This window comes from Ferrimonas pelagia (assembly GCF_039543565.1).
GTDB lineage: Bacteria > Pseudomonadota > Gammaproteobacteria > Enterobacterales > Shewanellaceae > Ferrimonas > Ferrimonas pelagia.
Genome location: NZ_BAABJZ010000087.1, coordinates 16810 through 42538, shown reverse-complemented (window position 1 = coordinate 42538; position 25729 = coordinate 16810). Strand labels below are relative to the sequence as shown.

At 57.0% G+C, this 25729-nt stretch carries 20 protein-coding genes; 8 read left to right on the top strand and 12 right to left on the bottom strand.

Annotation, left to right across the window (positions count from 1 at the left end; genetic code table 11):
• Positions 1-20 precede the first annotated feature (20 nt).
• The 6 genes from ABEA08_RS13730 to ABEA08_RS13705 all read left to right on the top strand — a co-directional run bounded on the left by ABEA08_RS13730 (position 21) and on the right by ABEA08_RS13705 (position 8110).
• Positions 21-1928 carry a transglycosylase SLT domain-containing protein gene (locus tag ABEA08_RS13730; protein ID WP_345335901.1) on the top strand — a complete coding sequence of 636 codons (1908 nt, stop codon included), beginning with the start codon at positions 21-23 and terminating at the stop codon, positions 1926-1928.
• A gap of 49 nt (positions 1929-1977) precedes the next feature.
• The gene (locus ABEA08_RS13725; protein ID WP_345335900.1) at positions 1978-3375 is read left to right on the top strand and encodes an NfeD family protein; all 1398 of its coding nucleotides are present in this window, start codon (positions 1978-1980) and stop codon (positions 3373-3375) included.
• Positions 3372-4157 (top strand): slipin family protein, encoded by a 786-nt coding sequence (locus tag ABEA08_RS13720; protein WP_345335899.1) that lies wholly within the window; start codon positions 3372-3374, stop codon positions 4155-4157. Before ABEA08_RS13725 ends, ABEA08_RS13720 begins: the two co-directional genes overlap by 4 nt.
• A 73-nt stretch (positions 4158-4230) precedes the next feature.
• A complete protein-coding gene (locus tag ABEA08_RS13715; RefSeq protein ID WP_345335898.1) occupies positions 4231-5154 on the top strand; it encodes an AAA family ATPase in 924 nt (307 codons plus the stop codon).
• A 2-nt stretch (positions 5155-5156) separates the two neighbouring features.
• Complete coding sequence (locus ABEA08_RS13710) at positions 5157-6101, top strand: DUF58 domain-containing protein (protein ID WP_345335897.1); 945 nt, start codon at positions 5157-5159, stop codon at positions 6099-6101.
• The gene (locus ABEA08_RS13705; RefSeq protein WP_345335896.1) at positions 6101-8110 is read left to right on the top strand and encodes a transglutaminase TgpA family protein; all 2010 of its coding nucleotides are present in this window, start codon (positions 6101-6103) and stop codon (positions 8108-8110) included. The genes ABEA08_RS13710 and ABEA08_RS13705 overlap by 1 nt, the downstream gene beginning before the upstream one ends.
• Here the strand turns inward: ABEA08_RS13705 and ABEA08_RS13700 are convergent.
• The gene (locus ABEA08_RS13700; protein WP_345335895.1) at positions 8043-9584 is read right to left on the bottom strand and encodes an MltF family protein; all 1542 of its coding nucleotides are present in this window, start codon (positions 9582-9584) and stop codon (positions 8043-8045) included. The two genes, ABEA08_RS13705 and ABEA08_RS13700, sit on opposite strands and share 68 nt — an antisense overlap.
• Before the next feature lie 245 nt (positions 9585-9829).
• Here ABEA08_RS13700 and ABEA08_RS13695 point away from each other — a divergent pair, with 245 nt between their 5' ends.
• Positions 9830-10198: a MaoP family protein gene (locus ABEA08_RS13695; RefSeq protein WP_345335894.1), complete on the top strand. Its 369-nt coding sequence runs from the start codon at positions 9830-9832 to the stop codon at positions 10196-10198.
• 170 nt (positions 10199-10368) lie between these two features.
• Here the strand turns inward: ABEA08_RS13695 and recR are convergent, their stop codons facing one another.
• From recR to ABEA08_RS13660, 7 genes are all read right to left on the bottom strand, one after another.
• Positions 10369-10968: a recombination mediator RecR gene (gene recR, locus ABEA08_RS13690; protein WP_345335893.1), complete on the bottom strand. Its 600-nt coding sequence runs from the start codon at positions 10966-10968 to the stop codon at positions 10369-10371.
• Positions 10968-11297, bottom strand: coding sequence for a YbaB/EbfC family nucleoid-associated protein (locus ABEA08_RS13685; protein WP_345335892.1), 330 nt, complete (start codon positions 11295-11297; stop codon positions 10968-10970). Before ABEA08_RS13685 ends, recR begins: the two co-directional genes overlap by 1 nt.
• Positions 11298-11378: 81 nt before the next feature.
• Positions 11379-13886 (bottom strand): DNA polymerase III subunit gamma/tau, encoded by a 2508-nt coding sequence (dnaX, locus tag ABEA08_RS13680; protein ID WP_345335890.1) that lies wholly within the window; start codon positions 13884-13886, stop codon positions 11379-11381.
• 133 nt (positions 13887-14019) lie between these two features.
• Positions 14020-14565: an adenine phosphoribosyltransferase gene (gene apt, locus ABEA08_RS13675; RefSeq protein WP_345335889.1), complete on the bottom strand. Its 546-nt coding sequence runs from the start codon at positions 14563-14565 to the stop codon at positions 14020-14022.
• A gap of 435 nt (positions 14566-15000) precedes the next feature.
• Positions 15001-15744 (bottom strand): HvfC family RiPP maturation protein, encoded by a 744-nt coding sequence (locus ABEA08_RS13670; protein WP_345335888.1) that lies wholly within the window; start codon positions 15742-15744, stop codon positions 15001-15003.
• Positions 15745-15746: 2 nt separating this feature from the next.
• On the bottom strand, positions 15747-16583 hold the full coding sequence (locus tag ABEA08_RS13665) for an HvfB family MNIO-type RiPP peptide maturase (protein ID WP_345335908.1): 837 nt from the start codon (positions 16581-16583) through the stop codon (positions 15747-15749).
• A 79-nt stretch (positions 16584-16662) separates the two neighbouring features.
• A complete protein-coding gene (locus tag ABEA08_RS13660) occupies positions 16663-17145 on the bottom strand; it encodes an HvfA family oxazolone/thioamide-modified RiPP metallophore (protein WP_345335887.1) in 483 nt (160 codons plus the stop codon).
• A 217-nt stretch (positions 17146-17362) separates the two neighbouring features.
• On the opposite strand from ABEA08_RS13660, the gene dusC reads away from it, so the two are divergent.
• Positions 17363-18301: a tRNA dihydrouridine(16) synthase DusC gene (dusC, locus tag ABEA08_RS13655; protein WP_345335886.1), complete on the top strand. Its 939-nt coding sequence runs from the start codon at positions 17363-17365 to the stop codon at positions 18299-18301.
• A 72-nt stretch (positions 18302-18373) separates the two neighbouring features.
• Here dusC and ABEA08_RS13650 read toward each other — a convergent pair whose 3' ends face one another.
• The 4 genes from ABEA08_RS13650 to ABEA08_RS13635 form a co-directional block, all read right to left on the bottom strand.
• Positions 18374-19144 carry an META domain-containing protein gene (locus tag ABEA08_RS13650; RefSeq protein ID WP_345335885.1) on the bottom strand — a complete coding sequence of 257 codons (771 nt, stop codon included), beginning with the start codon at positions 19142-19144 and terminating at the stop codon, positions 18374-18376.
• Between the two features lie 130 nt (positions 19145-19274).
• The gene (locus ABEA08_RS13645; RefSeq protein WP_345335884.1) at positions 19275-19433 is read right to left on the bottom strand and encodes a hypothetical protein; all 159 of its coding nucleotides are present in this window, start codon (positions 19431-19433) and stop codon (positions 19275-19277) included.
• A 116-nt stretch (positions 19434-19549) separates the two neighbouring features.
• Positions 19550-22231 (bottom strand): TonB-dependent receptor plug domain-containing protein, encoded by a 2682-nt coding sequence (locus tag ABEA08_RS13640; RefSeq protein WP_345335883.1) that lies wholly within the window; start codon positions 22229-22231, stop codon positions 19550-19552.
• A 461-nt stretch (positions 22232-22692) separates the two neighbouring features.
• On the bottom strand, positions 22693-25272 hold the full coding sequence (locus ABEA08_RS13635; protein WP_345335882.1) for a TonB-dependent receptor plug domain-containing protein: 2580 nt from the start codon (positions 25270-25272) through the stop codon (positions 22693-22695).
• Positions 25273-25729: the final 457 nt, after the last annotated feature.

The window sequence follows — 25729 nt, the reverse complement described above, 5'->3', positions numbered from 1 at the left end:
GATTTAAAGGAGTAACCATTTTGGCTTGGGGAAAGATCGCAACCGCATTGTTAATGACACTGCTGAGTTTGCCGCTGCACGCGACGACACTGGAGCAGCAACGCGCCTTATATCAACAGGCGCGTCAGGCCCTAAAAAGTGGCCACACCAATCGCTATTACCCATTGCGGAAGCAACTCGAAGGCTACCCGCTCACCCCCTACCTGGATTACCAGTACCGGCGGGCGCAGATCCCTCAGCTATCGGCCCAGCAAGCGGTCGAGATCCTGCAAGAGCTCGCGCCCACCCCGCTGTACAATCAGTTTAAACACCATTTCTTGACCGATCGGGGCCGACGTCAGGATTGGCAGGCCTATCTGATCCTCAGTCCCGAGCCGCCCAACAGTGAAGTCCTGCGCTGTTATTACTACCGGGCACGACTGGCGACGGGCGATCACGCCATCGCCTGGCAAGGAGCCGAACAGCTCTGGTTGTCCGGCCGCAGCCGCGATAAGGCCTGTGACCCGCTGTTCACCGCGTGGAAAAAAGCCGGGAAGCGCAGCAACGAGCTGATCTGGCAACGTATGTTGCTGGCCTTTGATGCGAGCCAATATTCGCTGGTGCGCTATCTCAACAGCCTACTGAGCCAACCGTATCGGCGCCAGGGCGATCTGCTCCTCAAGCTGTATCGCGATCCCGCTCAATTGAAGCAACAGCAAAACGTCCTCAAGCGCGCCGATCAAACGGGCGCGCAGATCGCCTCATTGGCCCTCCAGCGTCAGGCCCGCAGTTCGCCCAGCAAGGCATGGCGTCAATGGCGCAGCGTTGAAGCCATGCTTGGCGACTTCCGCACCGAAGCGGCGCACACCCTGCTGTATTACAGCCTGCTGGAAAACAACTGGAGTGACGATCACGAAGCGCTGCTGTTAGCGTTGCCCAAAGATAACCTGTTAATCCTGCGGACCCGTCGGGCGATCTTCGAGGCGGATTGGGATGGCGTGCAGACCTATTATGCCAGCCTCAGCGAGACCACCCAGAACAAGGCCGAATGGCAATACTGGCACGCCTACAGTGCCGCACAAATGGGCCAGCCCAATTTCGCTCAGCAGCGCTGGGCCGCCCTGGCCAAACGCCGCAACTTTTACGGTTTTCTGGCCGCCCAGCACCTCGCCCTGCCCTACGCCATGCAAAGTCAGCAGCCCTACTTCAGCCCGGAAGACTATCAACAAACCATGGCGCTGGCTGGCCCGCAGCGCCTGCAGGAGTTGATGGCACTGGAGAAGTGGCAGGATGCACGCAATGAGATCCGCTGGCAGATCCCACGTTTGAGCGCCGAGCAACAGGCCGCGCTGATGGCGATGGCCCACAGCAACCAATGGCACTTTTTAACCGTTGAAGGCACCATCCAAGCCAAGATGTGGGATGCACTGGAGTGGCGCTTCCCCACAGCCTACAGCAACCACTTCGAGCAGTTCGCCAATCTGCGTCAGCTCGATATCGCCCTGCTGCAAGCCGTGGCCCGACGCGAAAGCGCGCTGTATCCTAAGGCGCGCTCCCATGCCGATGCCTATGGCCTGATGCAACTGTTGCCCAGCACCGCCAAAAGCACCGCCAAGAAGATCGGCGCGCCCTATCACGGCAGCCGCGATCTCTACCAGCCCAAGCGCAATATCCAGCTGGGCTCCGCCTACTATCAGGAGCTGTACCAACGCTACGACGGCAACCGCCTGCTGGCCAGTGCCGCCTATAATGCCGGGCCGCATCGCGTGTCCCGTTGGCTCAATCGCAGCGATGGTCAATTGGACGCGGCCCGCTTCGTCGCGACCATCCCCTTTCGAGAAACCCGCGAGTACGTCGAAGCGATCCTCAGCTATCAGCTGATCTACGCCAAACTTAACGGCCGCAGCCTGGCACTGATGACGGAGCAGGAGCAAACGCGCGCCTACTAAAGGCCGGTTCAACTAGACTTAACGCAGACAGGGCTGACTGGAGATCCCAATGCTCCCCGTGCTGCGCTTGTTCCTCTTATGCTTCATCTTGCTGCCCGCTGCGCAGGCGCAGGTGTGGCTGATCCCACTCAAGGGCGTGATCGGCCCGGCCAGCGCCGACTTTGTGATCTCCGAGCTGCAGCTTGCCGCCGAGCAAGATGCCGCCATGGTGGTGATCCAACTGGATACCCCCGGCGGCTTGGACACCGCCATGCGCGATCTGATCCAGGCCGTGACCCAGTCGTCGGTCCCGGTTGTCACCTACGTCTCCCCATCTGGCGCCCGCGCCGCTAGCGCCGGCACCTATCTGTTGCTGGCCAGCCACGTGGCCGCCATGGCCCCGGGCACTAATCTGGGCGCAGCGTCGCCGGTGTCGATCGCGCCCGGCGGGCTGCCCGGCTCCACACCAGCGCCCGATGCCCCTGAGCCAGAGCAAACACCGGAACAGTCCCAATCGCAGGAGCAGCCCCAATCACAAGCGCCTAAAACCGCACGGGACGACAGCAAGGTCGTGGCCAAGACGACCCTGGAGAAGAAGGTGCTCAATGATGCGATCGCCTACATCCGGGCGCTGGCTGAGTTGCATGGCCGCAACGCCGATTGGGCCGAAACCGCGGTCAGCGAAGCCGCCAGCCTCCCCGCCTCAGAGGCGCTGGAGCTGAACGTGATCGATCTGATCGCACCGGATCTGAATGCCCTGCTGGCCCAATTGCAGGGCCGGACCGTCACGGTTCTGGGTGAATTACACACCCTGGATGGCAGCGGCGCGCAGCTGCAGCGCCAACCGAACTGGCGCCATAAACTGCTGGCGGTGATCACCAACCCCAATGTCGCCTATATCCTGATGCTGATCGGACTGTATGGCTTGATCCTCGAGTTCTACAATCCTGGCGTCGGCCTGCCTGGCGTTTTAGGCGGGATCTGCCTTTTGCTGGCGATGTATGCGCTGCAGATGATGCCAGTCAACTACGCCGGCTTGGCCTTGATGCTGCTTGGGATCATCCTGATGATCGCCGAGGCCCTCAGCCCCAGCTTCGGTCTGTTTGGGATCAGCGGCGTCATCGCTTTCGCACTGGGCTCCACCTTACTGATGGACTCCGATCTGCCCGGTTATCAGATCGCCCTGCCGCTCATCCTCGCCTTATCACTGAGCTCACTGCTGCTCTTTAGTGTGGTGCTGACCATGCTGCTCAAGATCCGCCGGCGTCCGGCCACCACCGGCGACACCCAGTTTGACCAATGTGAGGTGGTGGTGCTCGACGGCTTTCCTGGGCCCGGTCGGGTCCGCTTTTCCGGCGAGCTGTGGCAGGCGGTCAGCGATCACCCTTTACAGCCGAACCAAAAGGTTCGGATCCTCGCGCGCGACGGCATGCTCTTAACCGTCGGGCCGCTTAAGGAGGCGTTATGATCCCCCAATACACCATACTGACTCTGCTCATCCTGATCGTGCTGGTGCTTTTCAGCATGTTTCGGATCCTGCGCGAATATGAACGAGCGGTGGTGTTCCTGCTCGGTCGCTTTCAACGGGTCAAAGGCCCGGGTCTGATCATCATCATCCCGGTGATCCAGCAGATGGTGCGGGTCGATCTGCGCACCATCGTACTGGACGTGCCGACTCAGGATCTGATCACCCGCGACAACGTCTCCGTCCGGGTCAACGCCGTGGTCTACTTCCGGGTTCTGGACCCAGAAATGGCGATCAACAACGTTGAAAACTACCTCGAGGCCACCAGTCAGCTGGCCCAAACCACCCTGCGCTCGGTGCTGGGCCAGCATGAGTTGGACGAGTTGCTATCCGCTCGCGATACCCTCAACCGCGATCTGCAAGCCATCTTGGATCAACACACCGACAACTGGGGCATCAAGATCGCCAATGTCGAAATAAAGCACGTAGATATCTCCGAATCCATGGTTCGGGCCATGGCCCGCCAGGCCGAGGCCGAACGGATGCGGCGCGCCAAGGTGATCCACGCCACCGGTGAGATGGAAGCCTCGCAAAAGCTGGCCGACGCCGCCGAAGTCCTGGCCCAGCAACCCAACGCACTGCAACTTCGCTACCTGCAGACACTGACCGAGGTGGCGACCGATCGCACCAACACCCTGATCTTCCCCGTACCAATGGATCTGATCGACCAACTGCGCCCCAGCCTGACGCCTGAGCCCAAAGAGACACCAAAATCAACAGAATAAGTTGGCGATAGCGCCAAAGCTTGCCAATAGTTAAGGGCAGCAACCGCGCGATTAGACCACGATAAGGGCAGACATGGGACAGGGATCAGAGCAATCAGTTAGCCAGGTACTGACGCAGCTGGAGCAGGTGTTACTGGACAAGCCCCAGCCGCTCAAACTGGCCCTCTCCTGCTTATTGGCCGGCGGACATCTGCTGCTGGAAGATCTGCCCGGCATGGGCAAAACCACCCTGTCCGCCGCGCTGGCACAAACCTTGGGACTCAGCCATCAAAGAGTGCAATTCACCGCCGACATGCTGCCGTCGGATCTGATCGGCGTCAGTATCTTCGATCCCGCCCAGCAGCGCTTTGATTTCCACCCCGGTCCCATCTTCAATCAGTTGCTGCTGGCCGACGAGATCAACCGCGCCAGCCCCAAGACCCAAAGCGCCTTGCTCGAAGCCATGGCAGAGCAACAGGTCAGTGTCGATGGCCGAACCCACGCGTTACCTCAGCCTTTTTTCGTGATCGCCACCCAAAACCCGACCGAGCAATCCGGTACCTTCCCGCTGCCCGAATCCCAACTGGATCGGTTTATGATGCGGCTCAGTCTGGGCTACCCCGGCGAAGCGGCGGAAAAACGCCTGCTCAAGGGCGATCATCGCGCCGACGAGGTGGATCAATTGCCCGCCTGCCTGAGCCCAACCCAATTGACGCAGCTGCAGCAACAGGTACAGGCGATCAAGGTGTCCGATCCGGTACTGGATTACCTGTTGGCACTTATCCACTACTCGCGCCGCCAGGAGCGGCGCAGTGCGCCCCTGTCGCCCCGAGCCAGTCGGGCTCTGTTGGCCGCCGCCAAAGCCTGGGCGATGATCGACGGTCGCCAGTTTGTGGTGCCCGATGACATCCAGGCGGTGTTTGCCGCCGTCACCGAGCACCGCCTGCGTGCCGGCCAGCCCAGTGATGGCAGCCTCCACGCCACCCATATCCTATCGCAGATCAACCCGATCCAATGAGGGTGCCGCGCCTCGTCCGCTCGCTCTACCTGCGTTGGCTGCGACGCCGATTGCCTGCCGCGCCGCGGCAAGTCCTCAGTCATCGCAATATCTTTATCCTCCCCAGTAAAAGTGGTGCGCTGTTTCTGGGCATGACCGCGGTCTTGTTCCTGCTGGGCACCAACTACCAGAACAATCTGGTGCTGGCCCTCGCCTTTTTGCTGTTCAGCCTGTTCAATACCTCGATCCTGATGGCGTTTCGCAATCTGGCCGGATTGACCCTGGCCTCAGGTCAAGCCCACCACCGCCATGCCGGCGAGCCGATCCCGTTTGACTTGAGCGTCAGCAGTGCCCGTCCGCTGTTTCAGCTGCACCTCAAATACGAAGATGGGCCACTGCGTCGGATCAACCGAGTGCTAGCCCAAGAGACCCAGGTGCAGTTACTCCACCCCAGTGAGCGACGCGGCGTGCTCAAGCCAGGTCGGATCCGCATCGAGAGCCGCTACCCACTGGGATTGTGTCGGGTCTGGTCCCATCTGGATCTGGCCCAAAGTGCCTTGGTCTGGCCCGCCGCCGAGCCCGGCCCCGTGCTCAGCCAGCACAGCGAGCAACACGTCGGCTCTGAGCCTGCCCGCAGCCGGGAAGGCTTGGACGACTTTCAAGGGCTGGCCCGCTGGCAGCCGGGTCAGAGCCGGGCCCGGATCGCTTGGAAGCAATGGGCACAAAGCGGCCAGCTGCAGGTCAAGCAGTTTGTTGCCCCACAAGGTGCCCCAACCCATGTGACCCTACACCCGGGTAGCCCGATCGAGCTCGCACTCAGCGCGGTGGCGGCCGAGCTCACCCGACTGCACCATCAAGGCGTCCCCTTTGCCTTGGCGTTAGGCGCACAGCGCTTTGCCCCCGAGCACGGCAGCGCCCATCTGAAGCGTTGCTTAGATGGTCTGGCCCGTTATCGGAGCAGCGACTGATGTTGGTCTCCCGCGCCGCCCAAGGCTGTCTGCTGCTCAGTCAGATCGCCATCATTCTGCCCCTCAGCCCAACCGCCACGCCGTGGACTCTGGCGATCCTACTGCTCTGCTTGTTATGGCGTGTTGGGATCTTCTACGGCCGGGTGACTCGGCCGCCCAAACTGCTGGTGAACAGCCTGGGGATCGCCGCCACCCTCACCCTATTTTCCATCGCCACCCAGATGGACATGATGCAAGCGCTGACCAACCTGCTGATCTTGGCCTACGGCCTGAAAACCATCGAAACGCGCAACACCGGTGATCTCACCGTGGTGATCCTCACCGGCTATTTTCTCATCGGCCTACACTTGCTGGACAGCTTTACCCCGTTGATGGCGGTGCAAATGGTGTTGTTGGTCGCCCTCAATACCACCCCGTTGTTGATCAGCTATCGGCCCGAAGCCCCCAAGGCGTTGGCGCTGGAAACGGCCAAATTGATGGTGTTTAGCCTGCCGTTGACACTGCTGCTGTTTTTGCTGGTGCCGAGGATGGCGCCGATCTGGCAACTGCAAAATCCGCAGATCGCCCGCACCGGCCTCTCGGATTCCCTGGCTCTGGGTCAGATAGCCCAGCTCACCCGCAGTGATGAATTGGTGATGCGGGCCAGTTTCGACGGCGCGATCCCCGCCCCCGAGCAACGATACTGGCGTGCATTAATCCTGAATGACTTTGATGGCCAGCGCTGGCGCGCCAGTCGCTTGGCCGAAGCGGAGCCTGAGCCCCTATCTCCGCCCTACCGCCCCTATCAATTGATCCTCGAGCCCAGCCACCAGCGCTGGCTTCCCACCCTCAAGCACAGCGACAGTCAAGATCCGGCCCTCCAGCCCTTACCTGGCGGGCGCCTTGGCTGGCGCACGCCACCGGCCACCCGCACCTCGGTTGCCCTGCTGCAGGCGCAAGCGGCGCCAACGCCTCGACCTCTCAGCGAAACCGTGCGCCAGCAGGCGCTGCAACTGCCCGCTCAAGGCGATCCCGCCAGTCGACGCTGGGCCACACAGCTGAGGCAACAGTATGATGATCCCACCGCTCGGATCGCAGCTATCCTACAGCGGTTTCGCCAGGCGCCGTTTCGCTATACCCTGCAGCCGCCCAAGCTGGGCCCCGATCAGATCGACAGCTTCCTGTTCGATACCCAAGCGGGCTTTTGCAGTCACTACGCCTCCGCGCTGGTGTTTGTCGCGCGCCAAGCCGGGATCCCCGCCCGACTGGTGACCGGCTATCAAGGTGGCGAGCTGGGGCCGCGAGGCGACTTTCTCTCCATCTATCAATACAACGCCCATGCCTGGAGCGAGGTTTGGCTCGAGGGCCAAGGTTGGGTGCGGATCGATCCCACCGCCGCCGTAGCGCCAGAGCGCGTCGAGCAAGGCGCGCAAGCGGCGTTGGCGCAGCAAGAGGGGTTTATGGCGGACGCCCGACTGCCCTGGCTGCAGTTTCGCAACAGCCCCTGGCTGTGGCAACTGCGCGGCTGGATGGCGCAAGTGGATTACCAGTGGAGTCGTTGGGTGATGGGCTTTGACGAACAACGTCAAGCGCGCCTGTGGGACCGATGGATGGGGGGCTTTGACCTACTCAAAGCCGGAGCGCTGCTGGGGGGGGCGATCTTTGTGCTGGCGTTGCTACAAGCTCTGAGCAGCGGCTTACTCAAGCTGCCCAAAACGGCGCCGCTTGCGGTGCGCCGTTACCGCAAGATCCTGCGCAAGCTAGAGGCGATCGGCGCAGGACCCAAGCCCGGCGAAGCGCCACTGGGCCACCTGCGTCGGCTGCAAGTGACGCAGCCACAGCTGGCCGCGCGGTTTGCGCCGATCTGCCACCACTTTCTCAGCCTGCGCTATGATCCTCAGTGCGATAAACGTCAGCAGATGTTGGCGATGCAACGTGCCATCAAGCGCCTGCGCCGCTATATCAACCGCCTTCACTCGACGATCCCTGCCAGTGCCCGCGGATCGTTTCCCGCTCCTCCCGCTCCTTAAGCACCCGCTTGTAAGTGACAAAATAGCGATAGATGTTGGCCACATAGTTGACCGGCTCGGTGCCCACCTGCGCCGCCACCAGATCTTCGACATTGTTAAACCACACATTGGGATCCAGGCCGCGCTGTGCCGCCTCGCGCCGAAGTCGGTTGATCCGATTGGGTCCCGCGTTGTAAGCCGCCATGGCAAAGATCATCCGATTAAATTCCGTCAGCGCATCGTCGGCAAAGTACAGGCTGCGCAACACATCCAGATACTTGGTGCCGGCGTGGATGTTGTTCTCGACCTGCTCGATGTTGTTAATGTTGACCCGTTTATCCCGAGCCGTGGCTGGCATCAACTGCATGATCCCCACAGCACCGACCGGGCTGCGGGCGTTGGGATCGAAGCGAGACTCCTGAAACGCAAAGGCCATCAACAGCACCCAGTCAAAATCGTATTGCTCGCCGTATTTCTTAAACAGCGGGATGTACTCTGCGGCTTTGTGAAAGGGATCCCGCTCCAACGCCCGTCCGGCCCACACCGGAGAGCGCAGATAACGATTGATCAGCACGTTCACCGTCTTGCTGCCCACCGGATTGGCTTTGACGTAATCATTCACCAATGCCTGCAGCTGGGGACTGTCTTTACGCATCGCGATCCCCAGCTCGCCGCCTTGGCGTAACGGCAGCGCCGAGTGCACCACCAACTGCGGCAGCACCTCCCTCCACACCTCGAGCTTATGCTCATCCACCACGGTCGCCTGTAAATAACCCGCGGCCACCATTTCTAACAGATCTTCATCTTCCAATCGCGGATCCGCCAAACGGATCGTCAGCGGCTTCAACCCCTGAGCTTTACGCTGAGCATTCAGTGCCTTCAAGCTCTGGTAGTAGCTGGACTCCCGCCGCACCGTGATGGTCCAATCCAGCGCGCTGGCCCAATCAGCCGCAGCTTCCGAGTTTTCTCCGGTCACGAGCACCTCGCGCACCTCCTGACTATACGGCTCGGAGAACGCCACCTGCTCGGCTCGCTGCTCTGTGATGGTCATGTTGGCGAAGATCAGATCGCCATAACCGCGCTTGAGATACGGGATCAGTTGATCACGCCGCACCGGGATCACGGTGATCTTCAGCCGTTTCGCCGCCTCGCCGAGTTGCTGATGCACATAGGCTTCGAACAACTTGGTCGACTCGTAGGTCAATCCGGTGGGCTGACCCTGATCGATGTAATACCAACCCAAGGTGAAGCTGGTCAGTACCCGGATCTCTCCCCGCTCAAGCATGTCATTGAGATCGCCGCCCCACGGCTGAGACAAGACGGGCCATACGTCCTGCAGCGCATAGTTTCGATCCCAAAGCGGATCAGGAATGATGTCTTCGACCTCCAACGTCAGTTCGTCCGCTTGCTCCGACTCAACCTCGTCTTCCTGCGGCACCGGCGCGGGTGAACACCCGAGCAAGATCACGATCAACCACGGCCATAACGCACGCATAGTGGCTCCTTTTTCGCTCCCACCCGCAGCGACGGCCATCACTTCACCGGCGCGTACGAACCCGTTTGCCAAGTGTAGACGCCTTTGCTTTCGTGCACGTTAACGCACACAGATCGGCCCATGGATGCGCACAGTTGACGTGAAAAATTTTTGTGCTCAATCGCGAAATTTTTCGCGGCTACCGCCATCCGGCCTGACCTATATTTCGGCCAAATAACCAATGTCTGAGAGACAGGAGCGTCACAGTGACAAACGCAACGGCAACCGATTCCAGCCCAATACAGACACAGAGCTTCGACTGCAACAGGCTGTTTGTCGATCAACGCTACCCAAGGGGCCTGGCCCGCAGCGGCAGTTTTACCATCAGTGAAGCGCAGCGCTTGGAGCAGCACGGCGTCGCCTACCAAGCCCTGTCCAGCGGTGATCGCATACCAGCCAATGAGGAAGAAGCTCGCTTTGTTGACGTCGCCCATGGCGAGCAGATCGCTCAGACGCCCCACGAGAAAGTGTGGATGAAGTATCAAGCCAGCTTAAAACGTCGCACCTATGCGCTGACCTCCAATACCCCCACTGACAATACTGTCGAGAGCGATGACACGTTAAACAACGACTGAATCCATTGCGTCTATCGCCATCTTCTCGGGCCGAAAGTGAACGTAATCTCGACCAGTGACCCAGTAGTGGGTAGAGCACAGAACGCAAAAAACGGCCGTAAAAGGCCGTTTTTGTTGCAGCAAGCGTGACAGTTCACCCCATACAGGCCGAGGCACGCAGAGCACATTTGCTACAGTTTTTTGCGTCCACTGAAGGACAGCGCCAAGGTGGTACCATCCACGTATTCCAGCTCCCCGCCGACCGGCACGCCATGCGCAATGCGGCTGATCTCCGCCCCATGCTCGCGCGCCATGTCGGCGATGTACTGCGCGGTCGCGTCGCCTTCCACCGTCGGGTTGGTCGCGAGGATCACCTCACGCCACGACTCTGCCGCCAGCATGGCATCGAGACTGTCCAGCCCGATATCATCCGGGCCGATCCCATCCAACGGCGACAGGTGCCCCATCAACACAAAATAGCGACCGGCGTACTGGCCAGCGGATTCGATCGCCAGCAGATCGGCCGGTGACTCAACCACGCACAGCTGCCCGGTCTCGCCCCGCTTAGGGTTGGCGCAGATCTGACACAGATCCTGCTCCGTGTAGGTACGACACTGCCGACAGTGTCCCACCTCACGCATGGCGGTCGCCAATGCATCGCCCAGCCGCGCACCGCCTTGACGATCGCGCTCCAGCAACTGAAAAGCCATCCGTTGGGCCGAGCGGGGCCCAACGCCCGGTAGGCATTGCAGGGCCTTGATCAGATCATCAACCAGTGGACTGAATTTCATTAGAACGGCAGTTTCATACCGGCTGGCAGGTTCATACCGCCAGTGATCTCAGCCATCTTGGTTTTCTGGTTCTCTTCAACACGGCGAGCAGCATCGTTGATGGCCGCGGCGATCAGATCTTCCAGCATCTCTTTGTCGTCTTCCATCAAGCTCTCATCGATCTCAACGCGACGTACATTATGGGCGCCGTTCATGGTGATCTTCACCATGCCAGCACCGGACTCACCCACAGATTCCATCTGGGCGATCTCTTCCTGGGCTTTCTGCATGCGCTCTTGCATCTGCTGCGCTTGCTTCATCAGGTTACCCATTCCGCCTTTACCAAACATAATTTGCTCTCTTATTTACTCGGCTGTTCATTAATGGGAGCACATGTTACCGAAACCGTGCTCCCGGACAAGGGGTATTGCTCAGTGAGTCTCAGGAGTTTGATAACTCACCGACTCTTCGATTAATTTCGCGTCCATTTCCGCCTGGAACCAAGCGATGGCGGGATCGGCCAGCAGCTCTTCACGCGCCTGCACCAAGCGCTCTTTGTGGCGTCGACGGCGGATCTCCAGCGGCGTTTCCCGACCCGGTTTATCCGCGATCTCAATGGTCAGCGTGATCTCGGTTTGCCACAACTGTTCAAGGCTGTGTTTGAGCGGTGCGATCACCGACTCGTTATTCAAGTGACGTTGATCGCTGCGCAGCGACAGGCAGATCCGATCGTCCTGCCGACTGAGCACCGAATTGACCGCCAGCTGCCGTGGACGCGCGCCGATCCCCAGTTTGGCCATCGCGCTGTACCACTGCCAATCAAGCTCGCGCTCATCGTCACTCGCCGGTGGCGCCATGGCCTCTGACGCGCTCTCGGCCGGCACCTGGGTCTTAGCCACTTGCGGCTCTGCGCGGGGCTCTGGGCTGGGCTGAGTCTCAACCAAGCGCAGCGCCGGTTTATCCGCACTCGCGTCTGTCTCAGCCCGCACTTGGGCTGTCGGGGTATCCTCAGCGGCCACCCACGGCGGACGATCCATCGGATCCTCAGCCTCAGTGAGGCTCGCCGAGTTTGACTCGGCTGCCGCCGCCCCGCGGGCAACGGCTTCAGGCTTTGGGCGCGCCGCCGACGGTTTGCTCAGTGTCGGCTCCGGCGTTGCTGCCGCTGCCTCGCTGTCGCTCGACTCTGCCGCTCGCTGACTCAAACTTTGCTGATTGGCCAGCACCTGACTGATCAGATCCGGCAGCCCAGCGGCGGGCAAGGCTGGCTCTGCCGCAGCAGCTGCCTCCTGCTCCACAGGTGGCACCATCGGCTCCGGCTCGCTTGGCGCAGCCTCGTGGAAATGGGCGTCATAGGGGATCATCTCCTCCGCTTGCGCCATCAACATCGCCTGCTCCGCCGCCATCGCCGCTTCATCCTGCTCAAAGGGGGGCGGATTAAGATCGGACGGGGGCGCCACTGCTGGCGTGCTCACCGGCTCGGAGGAAGCTGGGCTTTGCATCACCTCGGCCTGTTGGCGAATAACCTGCTGCTCTGCCAGCAGTGACGCCTCATCCGCCTCGGGCGCAGCCGGCGCCGTCGCAGAGCGCACCGCACCAGCCACAGGCTCAACTGCAGCCGACGCCTGCGCCACGGGAACGGCTTGAGGCGCTGACGGCGCCGCATCCGATGGCAACGCCTCGCTCGTTGAATTGACGGTTACCGCTGGCGCCTCTAGGTCCGCAGGCGCACTCTGAGACGGCTTGGTCGCTTCCAACGACGGGGCTGCCACGGCGGTCGATGCCGTCACGACGTCACCCGGCGCGGCGCTGACCGTTACCGGCGGAGCGACTTGCCGCGCCTGCAGCGGTGGCAAAGGCTCAACCGGTGCAAAGGCCAAGGCCCGCAATAAGGTCATCTCCAAGCCACTGCGGGGATCAGGGGCCAGCGCCAGATCTTTCCGTCCTTGGGTTAGGATCTGATACCACAGCTGGATCTGCTCCCGATCCAGTCGGCTGGCCAGCTGATCCAGTTGCTCGATGCTGGCCAGATCCGAATGGGTCTTGAGACTAAACTGAGCCAAGGCCACCTGATGCAATACCGCAGCCATCTGCCGCAACAGATCGTCGTGATCCGGCGCGAAGCTCTCGACCTCATCTAGGATCCTCAACATTTGAGCCGGCTCGCCCTGACACAAGGTATCCAACAGCTTGAGGGCATAGGCGCTATCCAGCGTCCCCAACATCGCCTGTACCTGCGCCAGTCGCAGCTCGCCCGCACCATGCGCAATGGCCTGATCGGTCAGACTCATGCCATCACGCACACTGCCGTCCGCGCCCTGGGCCAGCAGATCCAGCGCTGGCAGATCGTAGGCGATCTGCTCGGCATCCAGTACCTTGGCCAGATGACCGGCAATGCGCTTGGGGGTCACGCTCTTAAGGTTAAACTGGAGGCAACGGGACAGAACCGTCACCGGCAGCTTTTGCGGATCCGTCGTCGCCAGCAGAAACTTGACGTGCTCCGGCGGCTCCTCGAGGGTTTTCAACAGCGCGTTAAAACTGTGCCGGGACAACATGTGCACTTCATCGATCAAATAGACCTTAAAGCGCCCACGCACCGGCTGATATTGCACGTTATCGAGGATCTCGCGGGTATCGTCCACCTTGGTACGCGACGCCGCATCGATCTCAAGCAGATCGACAAAACGTCCCTGATTGATCTCCTGGCAGTTATCGCACTGGCCGCAAGGGGTCGCCGTTACACCCTGCTCGCAATTTAGCCCCTTGGCCAGCAAGCGGGCGATGGAGGTCTTACCCACGCCGCGGGTACCGGTAAACAGATAGGCGTGATGCAAGCGGTTGTGCTCAAGGGCATGAGTCAACGCTTTGAGCACATGCTCTTGGCCAACTACCTGATCGAATGTGGCCGGCCGCCATTTGCGGGCCAAAACCTGATAGGACATGGGACTCCTGAAACGCATTGAACGGCGGTCGCCGTTGATCTGTCTGCAAGAATATCACAGGGCTACAGACAGCAAAAAGCCGAGCACAGGCTCGGCTTGTCAGTCGAAGAAGTTTTGCGCGTTTACGCCGAACTCAATCGCCTTCAAATTCACACAGAGACAACACATTCAGGCCAAGATCCTTCAGGCGCTGCTCGCCGCCCAGATCCGGCAGGTTGATCACAAATGCGGCGTCGGTCACTTCACCGCCAAGATCGCGGATCAGCTTAACGGTCGCATCGATGGTGCCACCGGTCGCCAGCAGATCATCCACCACCAACACCTTATCACCCGCCACAATCGCGTCTTGATGGATCTCCAGGGTATCCATGCCGTATTCCAGCTCGTAGGACTGAGCATTAGTTGGTCGTGGCAGTTTGCCCGGCTTACGCACAGGGACAAAGCCCAGACCCAAGGCCACCGCCAGCGGCGCGCCAAATAAGAAACCACGGGCTTCGGTTCCGACGATCTTGGTAAAACCGCCATCTTTAAACTGCTCAACCAGCAGCTCAATGCTCAAGCGAAAGGCTTCGCCATTTTCCATCAGCGAGGTCACGTCACGGAACATGATCCCCTCTTTTGGGTAATTCGGAATGGTCTTGATGCTGTCTTTGATCAGCGTCAGGGAAGCTTGATTCATGGTTCGTCTTAAGTCCAGGTGTGTAGGCCACAACAAAAAGCCCAGTCTGCAATGCGCACAACTGGGCCGATCAACCGTATTGCTGGCTAAGCTTAAGCACCTATAACATCAGATGCAAACTCGGACTCACTATCGACTGGACTTAACAAAAACTCAGCCCAGCAAAAGTTTGAACCAGGTCAGAGAGGCGGGTAACGTTGGGATCAACAGCACCGCTAATAAACCCAGAAAATGGAAAAGATTATAAGGCTCTTTGAATTGATTGTCGGCCATGACTGCACACTCCCATGAATTGAGCGCACAGCATAACGTGATCGACATCACGCAAAAACCTGCAAACAGTAAGGTTTATAGTGATTTGGCTATCGCTGCATAACGGATTGATACGGTTCGCAATGCCGCCACTCCAACCCAAGCACAGCGGCCACCGTGTTATTAGGCTGCTGTCGCTGCCCGCACGACGCCAAGCTGCGCCATCTGCAACAGGATCTGCCCTGCGCCCTGCGCCACGATCTCCGGTGCAAGATCCGGCAGCGCCTCGGCCATGGTCAGGATCAGCCCCTGCGCCGTCTGCCCAGGCTCGCTGATTAATGCCTCAAGCAAGCGCGCCGTCAAGGCGTTAAGCTCGATAAAGGCGATCTCATCATCCCGATCCCGATACACCAACAGGAAGGTCGGACTCGCGTCAACCTCGGGACACGCCTCGCCCAATCGCTGGACCGGGTAGTCGTACTGCGCCAGCTTCGCCGCGCGGTAACAGCACAGCGGCTGAGTTAATACCGCCTCGGGCTCAAGCAGCAGCGGCTGATCAAGCACCTCGGGCAAGGTATCGATCTGCAGCTCTAAATATTCATAATCAGCCAAAGCCGCTTCCCAAGATCGCAGCCCTTCGCAATCACGCAAATAGGCCAAGAACTCCTTGGCGATATCGACAAACAGCGGAGAATGGCAATCGTGCTGGGCGAAAAAGTGACGTAAACGCTGCTGCCACAGCGGCGTCGCCGTCAGTGCCCGCAACACAGGAAAGCCGCTGTTCACGAAACCACTGACGTTATTGAACATCAGCTCCCGATACACCGCCATCCGTCGAGCCTCCACACCACTAGGCGGCTCACCCACCTCAGGGGCGCGAATGTAGGCCATAAACTCCTGCTGCATTTGGCTAAGATCGGTCGTCATGGCTACGCCCTCCTCGCCTCACCCGCAGCGATCGACGCCTGCTGGATCTGACTGATCTGTTCCACCTCTGTCAGCAACTGCGCCAGCGGCGGCAGGTTAAAATCGCGCTCCAGCAAAGTCGGGTGCACGCCATGGAGCTGATACGCCTCCCGCAGCAACTGCCAAACCGGATCGATCACATCCGCCCCATGGGTATCGACGATCAGATCCTCCGCCTCGTTGTAATGGCCGGCGATGTGCAGATAACGGATCCGCGCGGTGGGCAGTCCCGCTAAAAAGCGCAGCGGATCGTATCCGTGGTTAACGCTGTTGACGTAGATGTTATTCACATCCAGCAGCAACTCGCAGTCCGCCTCCGACAAAACGGCATTGAGGAAATCAAGCTCGCTCATCTTTGCGCCCGGCGCGGCGTAATAGGAGACGTTCTCAAGCACCAAAGGCCGCTCTAGGATCTCCTGTACCCGCTTCACCCGCGCCACCACGTGCGCCACCGCCGCCTCCGTAAAGGGGATCGGCATTAGATCGTACAGATGGGCATTGCCGGAGCAATAGGACAAATGCTCAGAGTAAATGGGAATACGATAGGTATCCAAAAAGTCTTTTACCTGCAGAACGAAGGCTTCATCAAGGGGCGCAGGGGCGCCGATCGACAGGGACAAGCCATGGCAGATCACCGGACAACGTTCATTGATCGCGGCAAACTGGCGCCGCAGCTTAGGATTGACCCTAAGCCAGTTTTCCGGCGCCACCTCCATAAAGCCGATCGACTCAGGAATGCTCCCCTCAGCCAGCTCCGCCACCATTTCACGGCGTAATCCGACGCCCGCCCCTTGTACCATCACAGCCACTCCCTCTCTACAAGCGGGGCCAGCATCAAGCTGGCCCCGCGTAGCTTATGGATAAACTTACCTTGAGCCGTTAGGCTGCGCCACCGCATTTGCCCTCGCCGCATTTGCCTTCCCGGCCTTTGGCTTCGCCGCCGCATTTGCCCTCGCCGCACTTGCCTTCCCGGCCTTTGGCTTCGCCGCCGCATTTGCCTTCACCGCACTTGCCTTCCTTCATGCCTTTGGCTTCGCCGCCGCATTTGCCTTCACCGCATTTGCCCTCTTTCCCTTTGGCTTTACCGCCGCATTTGCCTTCGCCGCACTTACCCTCTTTCCCTTTGGCTTCGCCGCCGCATTTGCCTTCGCCGCACTTACCCTCTTTCCCTTTGGCTTCGCCGCCGCATTTGCCTTCGCCACACTTGCCTTCACTGGCTTTATCGCCCATGAAGGTCGACACCTGATAACCCACTGCCATCTCACTCATGGCAAATGGGTTGGCTTGCGCGGTCACCATCGTCCCGCCCACAACCAGCGCACCCAAAGCGGCCGCAACAGAGGTTTTCTTAGCTGTATTCATTGTCATAATCCTTCAGTGGTTAAAACCTATGTTCTTTCCAGCAGCCGTTGGCGCTGGCACAAACAAGAAGACCTCAGGGAATGGACTTCCCTTTCACAATTTATCAACTTTTTTTAACCTCGCCAGTTTTTCGAACAAGATCCAAACAGCAAAACTGGTCAAATCTGTCCCAACTGGTACACTTGCGCCCCCAATTTCTGTAGAGAACGGCAACACGATGCGCGTAGTCCTAGCGCCGATGGAAGGGGTGATGGATCCCCTGATGCGGCAACTGCTCACTGAGCTGAACCCTTACGATCTCTGCGTGACCGAGTTCGTTCGCGTGGTGGATCTGCTGCTGCCCGAAAAAGTGTTCTATCGTCTCTGTCCTGAACTGAAAAATGACGGCAAAACCCTCAGTGGCACCCCGGTACGCGTGCAGTTACTCGGACAGAATCCCCCGGTACTGGCGGCCAATGCGGCGCGCGCCATCGAGTTGGGATCGCCCGGTGTCGATATGAACTTTGGTTGCCCCGCCAAAACCGTTAACCGCTCCAAAGGCGGCGCGGTGTTGCTGCAAGAGCCTGAGCTTATCTATCAGATCATCAAACAGATGCGCGAAGCGATCCCCGATGAGCAGATCCTCTCAGCCAAGATCCGTTTGGGCTGGGATGATCCCAGCCACGTGATGGAGATCGCCGATGCCGTGGTTCAAGGCGGTGCCGATGAATTGACCATCCACGCGCGCACCAAGCGTGACGGCTATAAAGCCGATGCGATCAAGTGGTCCGCGATTAAGCCCGTGGTCGATAAGATCAGCATTCCGGTGATCGCCAATGGCGAGATCTTCAGCTTCGAAGATGGCCAGCGCTGTCAGCACGCCTCCGGCTGTCAGGATCTGATGCTGGGACGCGGCTCGCTGCAGATCCCAAACCTGGCCGACGTCGTCAAGAATGACGCCGCGCCACTGACCTGGGACGAAATGCAGCCCATCCTTTATCGCTATACCCAGATGGAGGTCAAAGGCGACAAGGAGATCTACCTGCCCAACCGAATCAAGCAGTGGTTTGGTTACCTAAAGAAACGTTACCCCGAAGCGATCGACCAGTTCGAGGCCCTGCGCACACTCAAAACCAGCGCAGAGATCACCGCACTGTATGCCGCGCACGCGGACTGAACCATGAACGTTCGGTAAGAAACACAAAAGGCGATCATTCGATCGCCTTTTTGATATCCACTCCATGGCCGCTTATTGGCTGCGCACAAACTCCAGCAACAAAGTCTCGTCCTGCCACCACTGCAGCTTGCCGTCCACTTCCACCGTCCGGTTGGCATTGGCAAAATGCTGCATCATCAACTGCTCTTGCTGCATCAGATGTTCCGGACACATCACCATGGTTGCCCCCGCTTGGGCCAGTTGTAGTGCCTCACCCGCGGCCGTCGGGGTGGCGAAGAACTGATTGCAACCGCTGTTTCCGTGGGCCTGAACCCGGTCCAGATCCAGCACCAGGTAGGGCGCACGGCCGCCGAACAAACCGTGGATCTCACTGGCTCCCGCTAAGACCGTTAATGACCACTCACCGTCCCAGCTCAGCCACTGGTGTACATCCCCAGGCCGGTAGCCCTCCAATACCACCGCTTCACCGGCGAAGATCTGCAAACGGCTATGGGCGATCCGGTAACCGTCCGCCTCAGTCAACGCCTGAGACAACGACGCCTCCCACTGATCGATCGGCGCAGGGCACCCCATTCGCGTCGATATCAAAGGCCCAAATGGCTTGCCCTGCTGTGGCCAATTGCCGTTGAGTCGATTGCAGCCAAGGTTCGCGTTCAATTGCTCGCCCTGCACCGTCAAGCTCGGCGCCGCTTGCCGAGGCAAGGGCAAGAGTGCCTCGCCGTTGATCTCTCCGATCGTCCACTGACCATCAAAAGGCGATGGCCCCTCTGGCTCCCCTTCCCCGGTCAACACACAGCCGGTTAACATGCTCGCCGCCATCGCGGCGCTGATCATCAGTCTCATACGGATCTCAACCATAATATGCGTAAGGGCATAAGTTAGCATCTCAACCCAGAATGAAAACCAAGCTATCAAAGAGTTGTGATTAACCGACTATTTTTACAAGGTATTTTCACAAGGTAATTTGAACAAACTAAGCCACACCCGCCACTTTCCAAGCAAAGCAATCGCCACTTTTGAGCACAACAACCTCGGCTCCAATGGACTCAACCTGCTCAGCTAGGCGCGCCGTTAACGCCTCAACCTGCTCAACAGACATCGCCGCCGCCAGTTGATCCGCATTGCGCAGCATACAACTGCGCAGCTCCTCTTTGTTGCGATCTGCTTTTGTTCAAAACGTCCAAAACCAAAAGCATAAAAAGGGGCCAAATCTGGCCCCTTTCAACTTATTCTAACTTTTCAGTAAAGTTAGAAGTTAAACTTCACCTGTGCATAGACAAATTGTCCATAAAGGTTATCAACATCAGAGATACCACCAGAATCGTTCGTGGCGTCGACCGGCCGGCTTTTATTTGTCAGGTTATCAATACCCACTGTCAAAGTAGTATTTTCAAACCCATGATAATTCACACCCAGATTCAATGTGGTCATTGAAGCAACATGATCTTTCACGCCCGGATAATAATACTCTCCGTAATAATCATCAAATCGCCCACGATATACGGCGGTAAGTGAACTGCTCCAATCCCCAAGTTTCCAACCTAACTGGGTGGTGTTTTTAAGGCGCGGCTGAAGATAGGTACCGGCCCACTCGCTACCCATGACGTTATAGCTCTCGAGGTAATAGGTGCTGTTAGTAAAATCAAATTCGCCTATTGAGCCTAAACCAAGGAGATAATTAATACCCATATTGTAGCCTTTGACCTCTCGGCTACTTAAGTTTGCGCTATATGTAATAATATCGAGGATCTCGCCTGGATAATCACCTTCCGCAGGCCCCCGGATCACGGCAGTACCTTCAGGTAAGGTACCTTCGGACTCGAGCCTCAAGATCTCGGTCGTGCTCAACGTTTGGATACGATCTTCATGCTCAAGTTTGAAATAATCGACGGTCATGCTTAGATTGTCAATCAAGCCTAGCTGGCCAAAATCCACAACCACCCCAGCATTAATTGAGGTCGAGGTCTCAGGTTTCAAGTCTGAGTTGCCACCTGAAATTAAGCGAATTTGCACCTGGCCACAATCTTTGCCAGTATTGGGCGCGTCGGGATTACCTGGGTCGCATCGCAGCGGATCTGTTACCCGTGTATAGGCAACACGTTGCCCATCCAATTCATACAGGTTCGGAGCGCGGAAACCTTCAGCATAAGAAGCTCGCAGCATCAGGCCTTCGATTGGCCGATAACTCAGTGCAGCTTTCGGGGTTGTCTTATTACCAAAGTCGCTGTAATCCTCATAACGAGCGGCTAGTTGGGTTTCAATATAGCCAAAGTCATTATCCATCAGTGGAATAGCAAACTCGATATAAGAGGAAAATAGCTCTCTCTCGCCTATCGCATCACTACCACCACTGCCGACCAAGTCGCCATTCTTCAAGTTATCACTGGAGATATCTTCCAATGTCTCCTGACGCCACTCTAGACCAACGGCCATACCAACGGAACCTGCCCAAATTTCGACTAGTTCGCTGTTTGACAGTGTGAAATCCGCAGTCACAGTTCGGAAACTAGACTCCTGAAAGGTGGTCGCCCTCAAATAATCAGCCAAAGCATCAGAAACCGGTGCAATTGGGTTTAACCATTCATCATCGGAAATAACGCCATCACCATTCAGGTCAACACCGCTGTTCAACGCTTCCAAAGCTCGACTAGTAGAAACATAATTGTCACCGCGATTAACGGTATAGGACTTATTGAACATGACCCCGGTTGAGTAATACCACTCATCAGCAAGTACACCATCTAAGCCAACAAGAACACGATAGGTAGTGGCCTCTTCATTCGCCTCCCGCTCGCCAACCTCGGTAAAGCGCTTTCGGAAGGTCAGATCACTGCCATCATAAGCATACCCATTATCAAAGAAACCATTCCCGTCCGCTATTTGTGCGTAGATAGGATTGTCTCGATTGGTAATATAGATAGCATCATTGTCTGCAAACCAAGGCGCTGCAGCCATATTATAAGAGGTCGTTGTATTAGACAACATCGTTTCCAGCTTTAACGAATGGTCAGCTGTCAACTCATGCGTCATATTGGCCATTAACCCCCAGCGTGATATCTCAGGTAATTTCGTCGATGTTGGGACATAATCGTAATAGCACTTACCATTGCCATAATCGACTTCACAGGAATCACCGGTCGCCGAGAAACCTCCATCACCCGGTACCCAAGCAACGCCGCTCGGTGGCGCGGAGCTCGAAAAGTCGATAAATCCATTATCAGCATTAAGTCCAAGATCAGAGCCCCATACCTCTTGCCTTTTATAATGGGACACCATCATGTTCATGGATGTCTTATCGTTTGCCGTCCCGATAAACAAGCTGTTTTCCCACTCTCCCATATCAGAGCCGTCGGTCGTGTGGCCGTAGCGAGAGCTTAATTCAACGCCTTCATAGTCCTTGCGCAGAATGATATTCACAACCCCAGCAATCGCATCTGAACCATAAATAGCAGAAGCGCCATCTCGCAGAACCTCAACCCGTTCAACTGCTGCCAATGGAATGGAATCAATGTTGACAAACATCTGGGTCGACCCATCAGGACGGCCATGCAGGGCCATCCTGCGGCCATTTAACAATGTTAAAGTACTACCTACACCCAACCCGTTTAGATCTACGCCGGTCGCCGCTCCCGCAAAACCATTGGTTTGACGCACATCTTGGGTTGACTGGTTCGCGGGCACCTGCCGTAACAGTTCCGCGATATTAGACACGCCTGACTTTTCAATAAAGTCACGATCTAATACTTCAACCGGAGAAGCCGTTTCCATATCAGTTCGCGAGATCCGTGAGCCGGTCACTTCAATACGTTCTACGTCGTCGTTCGCCTGGGCCACGGCAACTACACTGGTTCCGGCCAATGCCACGGCACCGACGGTGGTGGCGAGCAAGCCTTGGCGCACTGCTTTGGATACTGAGGATTCCATAGCCATTATCACTACTCCCTTTGAGCAACACCTTACATATGTTTCAAGTGCAGCGCTGCTGTGATGTTTTTATTCATTCTGTGTTGCGACACGGCACAAGCCATTCACAACTTTATACTCCTACCGAACATACTCAGTGTCAACTAAGTTATTGTTTTTGCTGTGTTAATTTTGTTAATGACATGTTACTGCAGCTTCTTGATCTCAACCCCCCCCGCCTCTGATAGCAGACAGGGCCCATGACTCAAACGTCGCTACAATCGTACTTACGGGCGAGGCAGGGGCGCGCCATTGCGCCGCAACAAAAATACAACAAACCCCAACCCATCATCACGAACTTCACTTTCTTACAGTCGGAGGGAACGCCTTTGTTTATAGCAGACTCAAAATCAGTTATGGCTCAATGACATTCAGACAAAAAAAAGCACCGCTTGCGCGGTGCTTGAGGTTCTGTCTAAACAGGCCAGTTAGAAGCGAATGGTGACGCCACCGAAGTAAGTACGCCCGATCACGTCGTACACTTCTGGCACCGTGCCCACTTCATTACCATTGGGTACCGATGGTGGTAACTTGTCGGCAAGGTTACGGATCCCCAGGGTTGCTGTAACGTTTTGCGAGACGTCATACGTACCGGAAATGTTGTGATAGGTACGCGCGCTAACAGTGACATCAGCGTGCGGAGATTCCATTTCGCCAATATAACGGGCTGAGTACATAAACGAATACTTATCGTGACGACCGGCAAGACTGAAGTTGTTCTTCACCTCAGCGTAAGCGCCATTCATGCCGTCAATCGTCCCGCGGTAATCAACTCCGTCTTCTTTGAACTCCAACAGGTAGGTCAGATCATTGATCAAGGTCCAATCTAACCCTAAGCCGCTGAAGCTGTATTGCGTATTGAAGTCGATCCCACGAGTGGTTTGGGTCCCCACGTTGGTCAGTGGATTCGTCATGTCACTCAGATCACCATCAACAGTGATGCTGATGTCATTACAGGCGGTGAGATCGCCCTCATAACACGCATTCATGCGCTCCTGAACATTGAGTCGCGAAATCGCGTTGGTAACATCAAACGCCCAGTAATCAATAGCAAATGACAGACCTTCAATGGAATCCAGTGTCAATACTGCACCCAAGGTTAACGACTCTGACTCTTCCGCTTCCAAGTTCGGATCTGGGCTGTAGTTCACCAAGATCTGAGAATCTTGCTCTCGGCCCCACGGGTCAGTCAAATAGTCAAAGGAGCCTGAGTTACCACCAAACAGTTCGGTGATGTTGGGCGCACGGAACCCGGTTGCGGCAACACCGCGTAACATCAGTTCATCACTCACTTCGTAGGTAACACCCAATTTCCAAGTGGTCGAACTGCCAAACGTGCTGTAATAGTCATAGCGCAGCGCCGCTTCGGCTAACAGGCCATCGGCCACTGGGATCGCAAACTCGGTGAAGGCCGACGTGACATTGTAGCTGCCATCCGTTGGGTCTTGCTGGGCCGCAGTCCCATCACCAGCGACGATCACCGGATCCGGGTTGTAGAAGCCACTTTCACGACGATAATCAGCACCCAAAGCGAATGCGACGGCACCGGCCGGAAGCTCAAACAGATCCCCGCTCACAACTCCAGACAGCACGTGCAGATCGTTCCCGCCAGTTTGTGTCTGCAGGTAAGAGATGTCATCGATCATCTCGGCACTGATATCGTCAAACTTGCCGGAGAACCACGCATCTTGGTTGGCGTAGATATTGTTGGTCAAGTTGGTCGCGTTGACGGAGTTGTGTACCCAAGTGTCTGCGCGGTTGCGGCCGTAGGTATAAGAAACGTCCCAGTCGAGCCCATTACCGAACTCCAGATAACCGCTGAAACCGGCAGAGGCACGGAGCGTCTCAACGTCCTGCTCGTAGATCCGCGGTCCCACTTCGACCATACGGCGACGATAATTAACGATACCGTCTTCATTCGCTTCAATACCGGCTGCCAGCATGTCATTGGTCAACGACACGCAGTCTAAACCCGTGGTGCCCGCCGGGCACACTTTGAGATCTTCGTTGGCAGGCTGTGACGCCATCTGCTGTTTTGAATCTCGATTGGTATAGATCACATCGCCGTTAAACTGGATGTTATCGGTCAGCTCCAAACTGGTATTGGCAAACAAGCTGTAACGCTTGCTCGGCGTTTGGAAGTAGCTGTCTTTGGTAAAGTCATAACCGAAGTCCCGCTCTGCCCAACCATTCTCACCCGGCACATAGCTGGTTGCGATGCGATCGCCTTTCTCATTAAGGATGTACTCACCATCCGCATCACGCTTGTAGCCACTTAACGAGCCACCCGGAACCAAGGAGCTCTCGCCTGCAGGCACCCAATCTCGATCGCTTTGGATCACGCCTTTACGCTCAGAGTACGCCAAGCCGACGTTGATGCTGCCTAAGCCGGTTTGGATCCCGTATAAGGCCGACAGGTCATAGTTTTCCCCATCCCCTTTATCGCTGATCCCACCATTAATATCGAACTGGAAGCCTTCAACGTATTTTTTGGTGATGATGTTCACCACACCTGCGATCGCATCAGAGCCGTATACCGCAGACGCTCCATCCTTCAAGATCTCAACACGTTGGATCATAGCCACTGGGATGGAATTAAGGTCAACGGTGCTGTCACCGCCAGAGCCTGAGTTGATCATACGGCGGCCATCAACCAATACCAGAGTACGGCTTGCGCCCATACCACGCAGATCAACGCGTGCGGCGCCATCAGAGCCATTATTGGTGGTCGAGCCTGATGCCATCCCGCCCATTGATGGCTGAGACTGCAGGATCTGATCAACACTGACAAAACCTTCTGCTTTGATGGCAGCGCTATCAATGATGGTCACTGGAGAAGCGTTCTCCATATCTTGGCGGGAGATCCGTGAACCGGTCACGCTGATCCGTTCAACATTCTCTGCAACGGCAGTTTGAGCCATCGCAGGGGCACTGATCCCGATGGCCGCAACCGAGCTTGCTGCCAATCCTATTTTTACCGCTTGGGCGATCCTTGATGGGTACTTCATCCTAACTCCCTAAAGTTATTTTTATTTTATTCGCCTTTTTGAATGCAGATTGCTTCTGTCTTGTTGTAGTGGCGATGCCTGATTGATACTGGGTTAACACCGCATTATGGTCAATCGCTATATCTTTATAGCTTTGTTGCATATTGGTGCAACCAACCGGAAGGGAGTGGATTAGCACCACTGATCGCAGCGCAAATAGGCACTTTTGGGTCACTAAAAAGCAGATTTATCTCTGCAATGCCCCACCCATGGCAGCAGAACCCTCCACAGCCTTTCTTTAACATAAAACGCCGCCCAATAAGACAAATTGAGACGTGGCTCACAGAAATTCATGACGCAGCATTCGCGCCCGTCGCTGTGATAACAATTTGTTCATCATTGATGCCTTGATAACCATAACTAACAGTTATCGCCGCTCCCATAAAACGGGAATACTGAGGTAGTGTATTCGTTATAA

Bases quoted from the DNA above. Each gene is read 5' to 3' on its own strand.
- ABEA08_RS13725 (WP_345335900.1), top strand. From the start codon at position 1,978: ATGCTCCCCGTGCTGCGCTTGTTCCTCTTATGCTTCATCTTGCTGCCC.
- ABEA08_RS13720 (WP_345335899.1), top strand. From the start codon at position 3,372: ATGATCCCCCAATACACCATACTGACTCTGCTCATCCTGATCGTGCTG.
- ABEA08_RS13715 (WP_345335898.1), top strand. From the start codon at position 4,231: ATGGGACAGGGATCAGAGCAATCAGTTAGCCAGGTACTGACGCAGCTG.
- ABEA08_RS13705 (WP_345335896.1), top strand. From the start codon at position 6,101: ATGTTGGTCTCCCGCGCCGCCCAAGGCTGTCTGCTGCTCAGTCAGATC.
- ABEA08_RS13700 (WP_345335895.1), bottom strand. From the start codon at position 9,584: ATGCGTGCGTTATGGCCGTGGTTGATCGTGATCTTGCTCGGGTGTTCA.
- recR (WP_345335893.1), bottom strand. From the start codon at position 10,968: ATGAAATTCAGTCCACTGGTTGATGATCTGATCAAGGCCCTGCAATGC.
- ABEA08_RS13685 (WP_345335892.1), bottom strand. From the start codon at position 11,297: ATGTTTGGTAAAGGCGGAATGGGTAACCTGATGAAGCAAGCGCAGCAG.
- dnaX (WP_345335890.1), bottom strand. From the start codon at position 13,886: ATGTCCTATCAGGTTTTGGCCCGCAAATGGCGGCCGGCCACATTCGAT.
- apt (WP_345335889.1), bottom strand. From the start codon at position 14,565: ATGAATCAAGCTTCCCTGACGCTGATCAAAGACAGCATCAAGACCATT.
- ABEA08_RS13670 (WP_345335888.1), bottom strand. From the start codon at position 15,744: ATGACGACCGATCTTAGCCAAATGCAGCAGGAGTTTATGGCCTACATT.
- ABEA08_RS13665 (WP_345335908.1), bottom strand. From the start codon at position 16,583: ATGGTACAAGGGGCGGGCGTCGGATTACGCCGTGAAATGGTGGCGGAG.
- ABEA08_RS13660 (WP_345335887.1), bottom strand. From the start codon at position 17,145: ATGAATACAGCTAAGAAAACCTCTGTTGCGGCCGCTTTGGGTGCGCTG.
- dusC (WP_345335886.1), top strand. From the start codon at position 17,363: ATGCGCGTAGTCCTAGCGCCGATGGAAGGGGTGATGGATCCCCTGATG.
- ABEA08_RS13650 (WP_345335885.1), bottom strand. From the start codon at position 19,144: ATGAGACTGATGATCAGCGCCGCGATGGCGGCGAGCATGTTAACCGGC.
- ABEA08_RS13645 (WP_345335884.1), bottom strand. From the start codon at position 19,433: ATGCTGCGCAATGCGGATCAACTGGCGGCGGCGATGTCTGTTGAGCAG.
- ABEA08_RS13640 (WP_345335883.1), bottom strand. From the start codon at position 22,231: ATGGCTATGGAATCCTCAGTATCCAAAGCAGTGCGCCAAGGCTTGCTC.
- ABEA08_RS13635 (WP_345335882.1), bottom strand. From the start codon at position 25,272: ATGAAGTACCCATCAAGGATCGCCCAAGCGGTAAAAATAGGATTGGCA.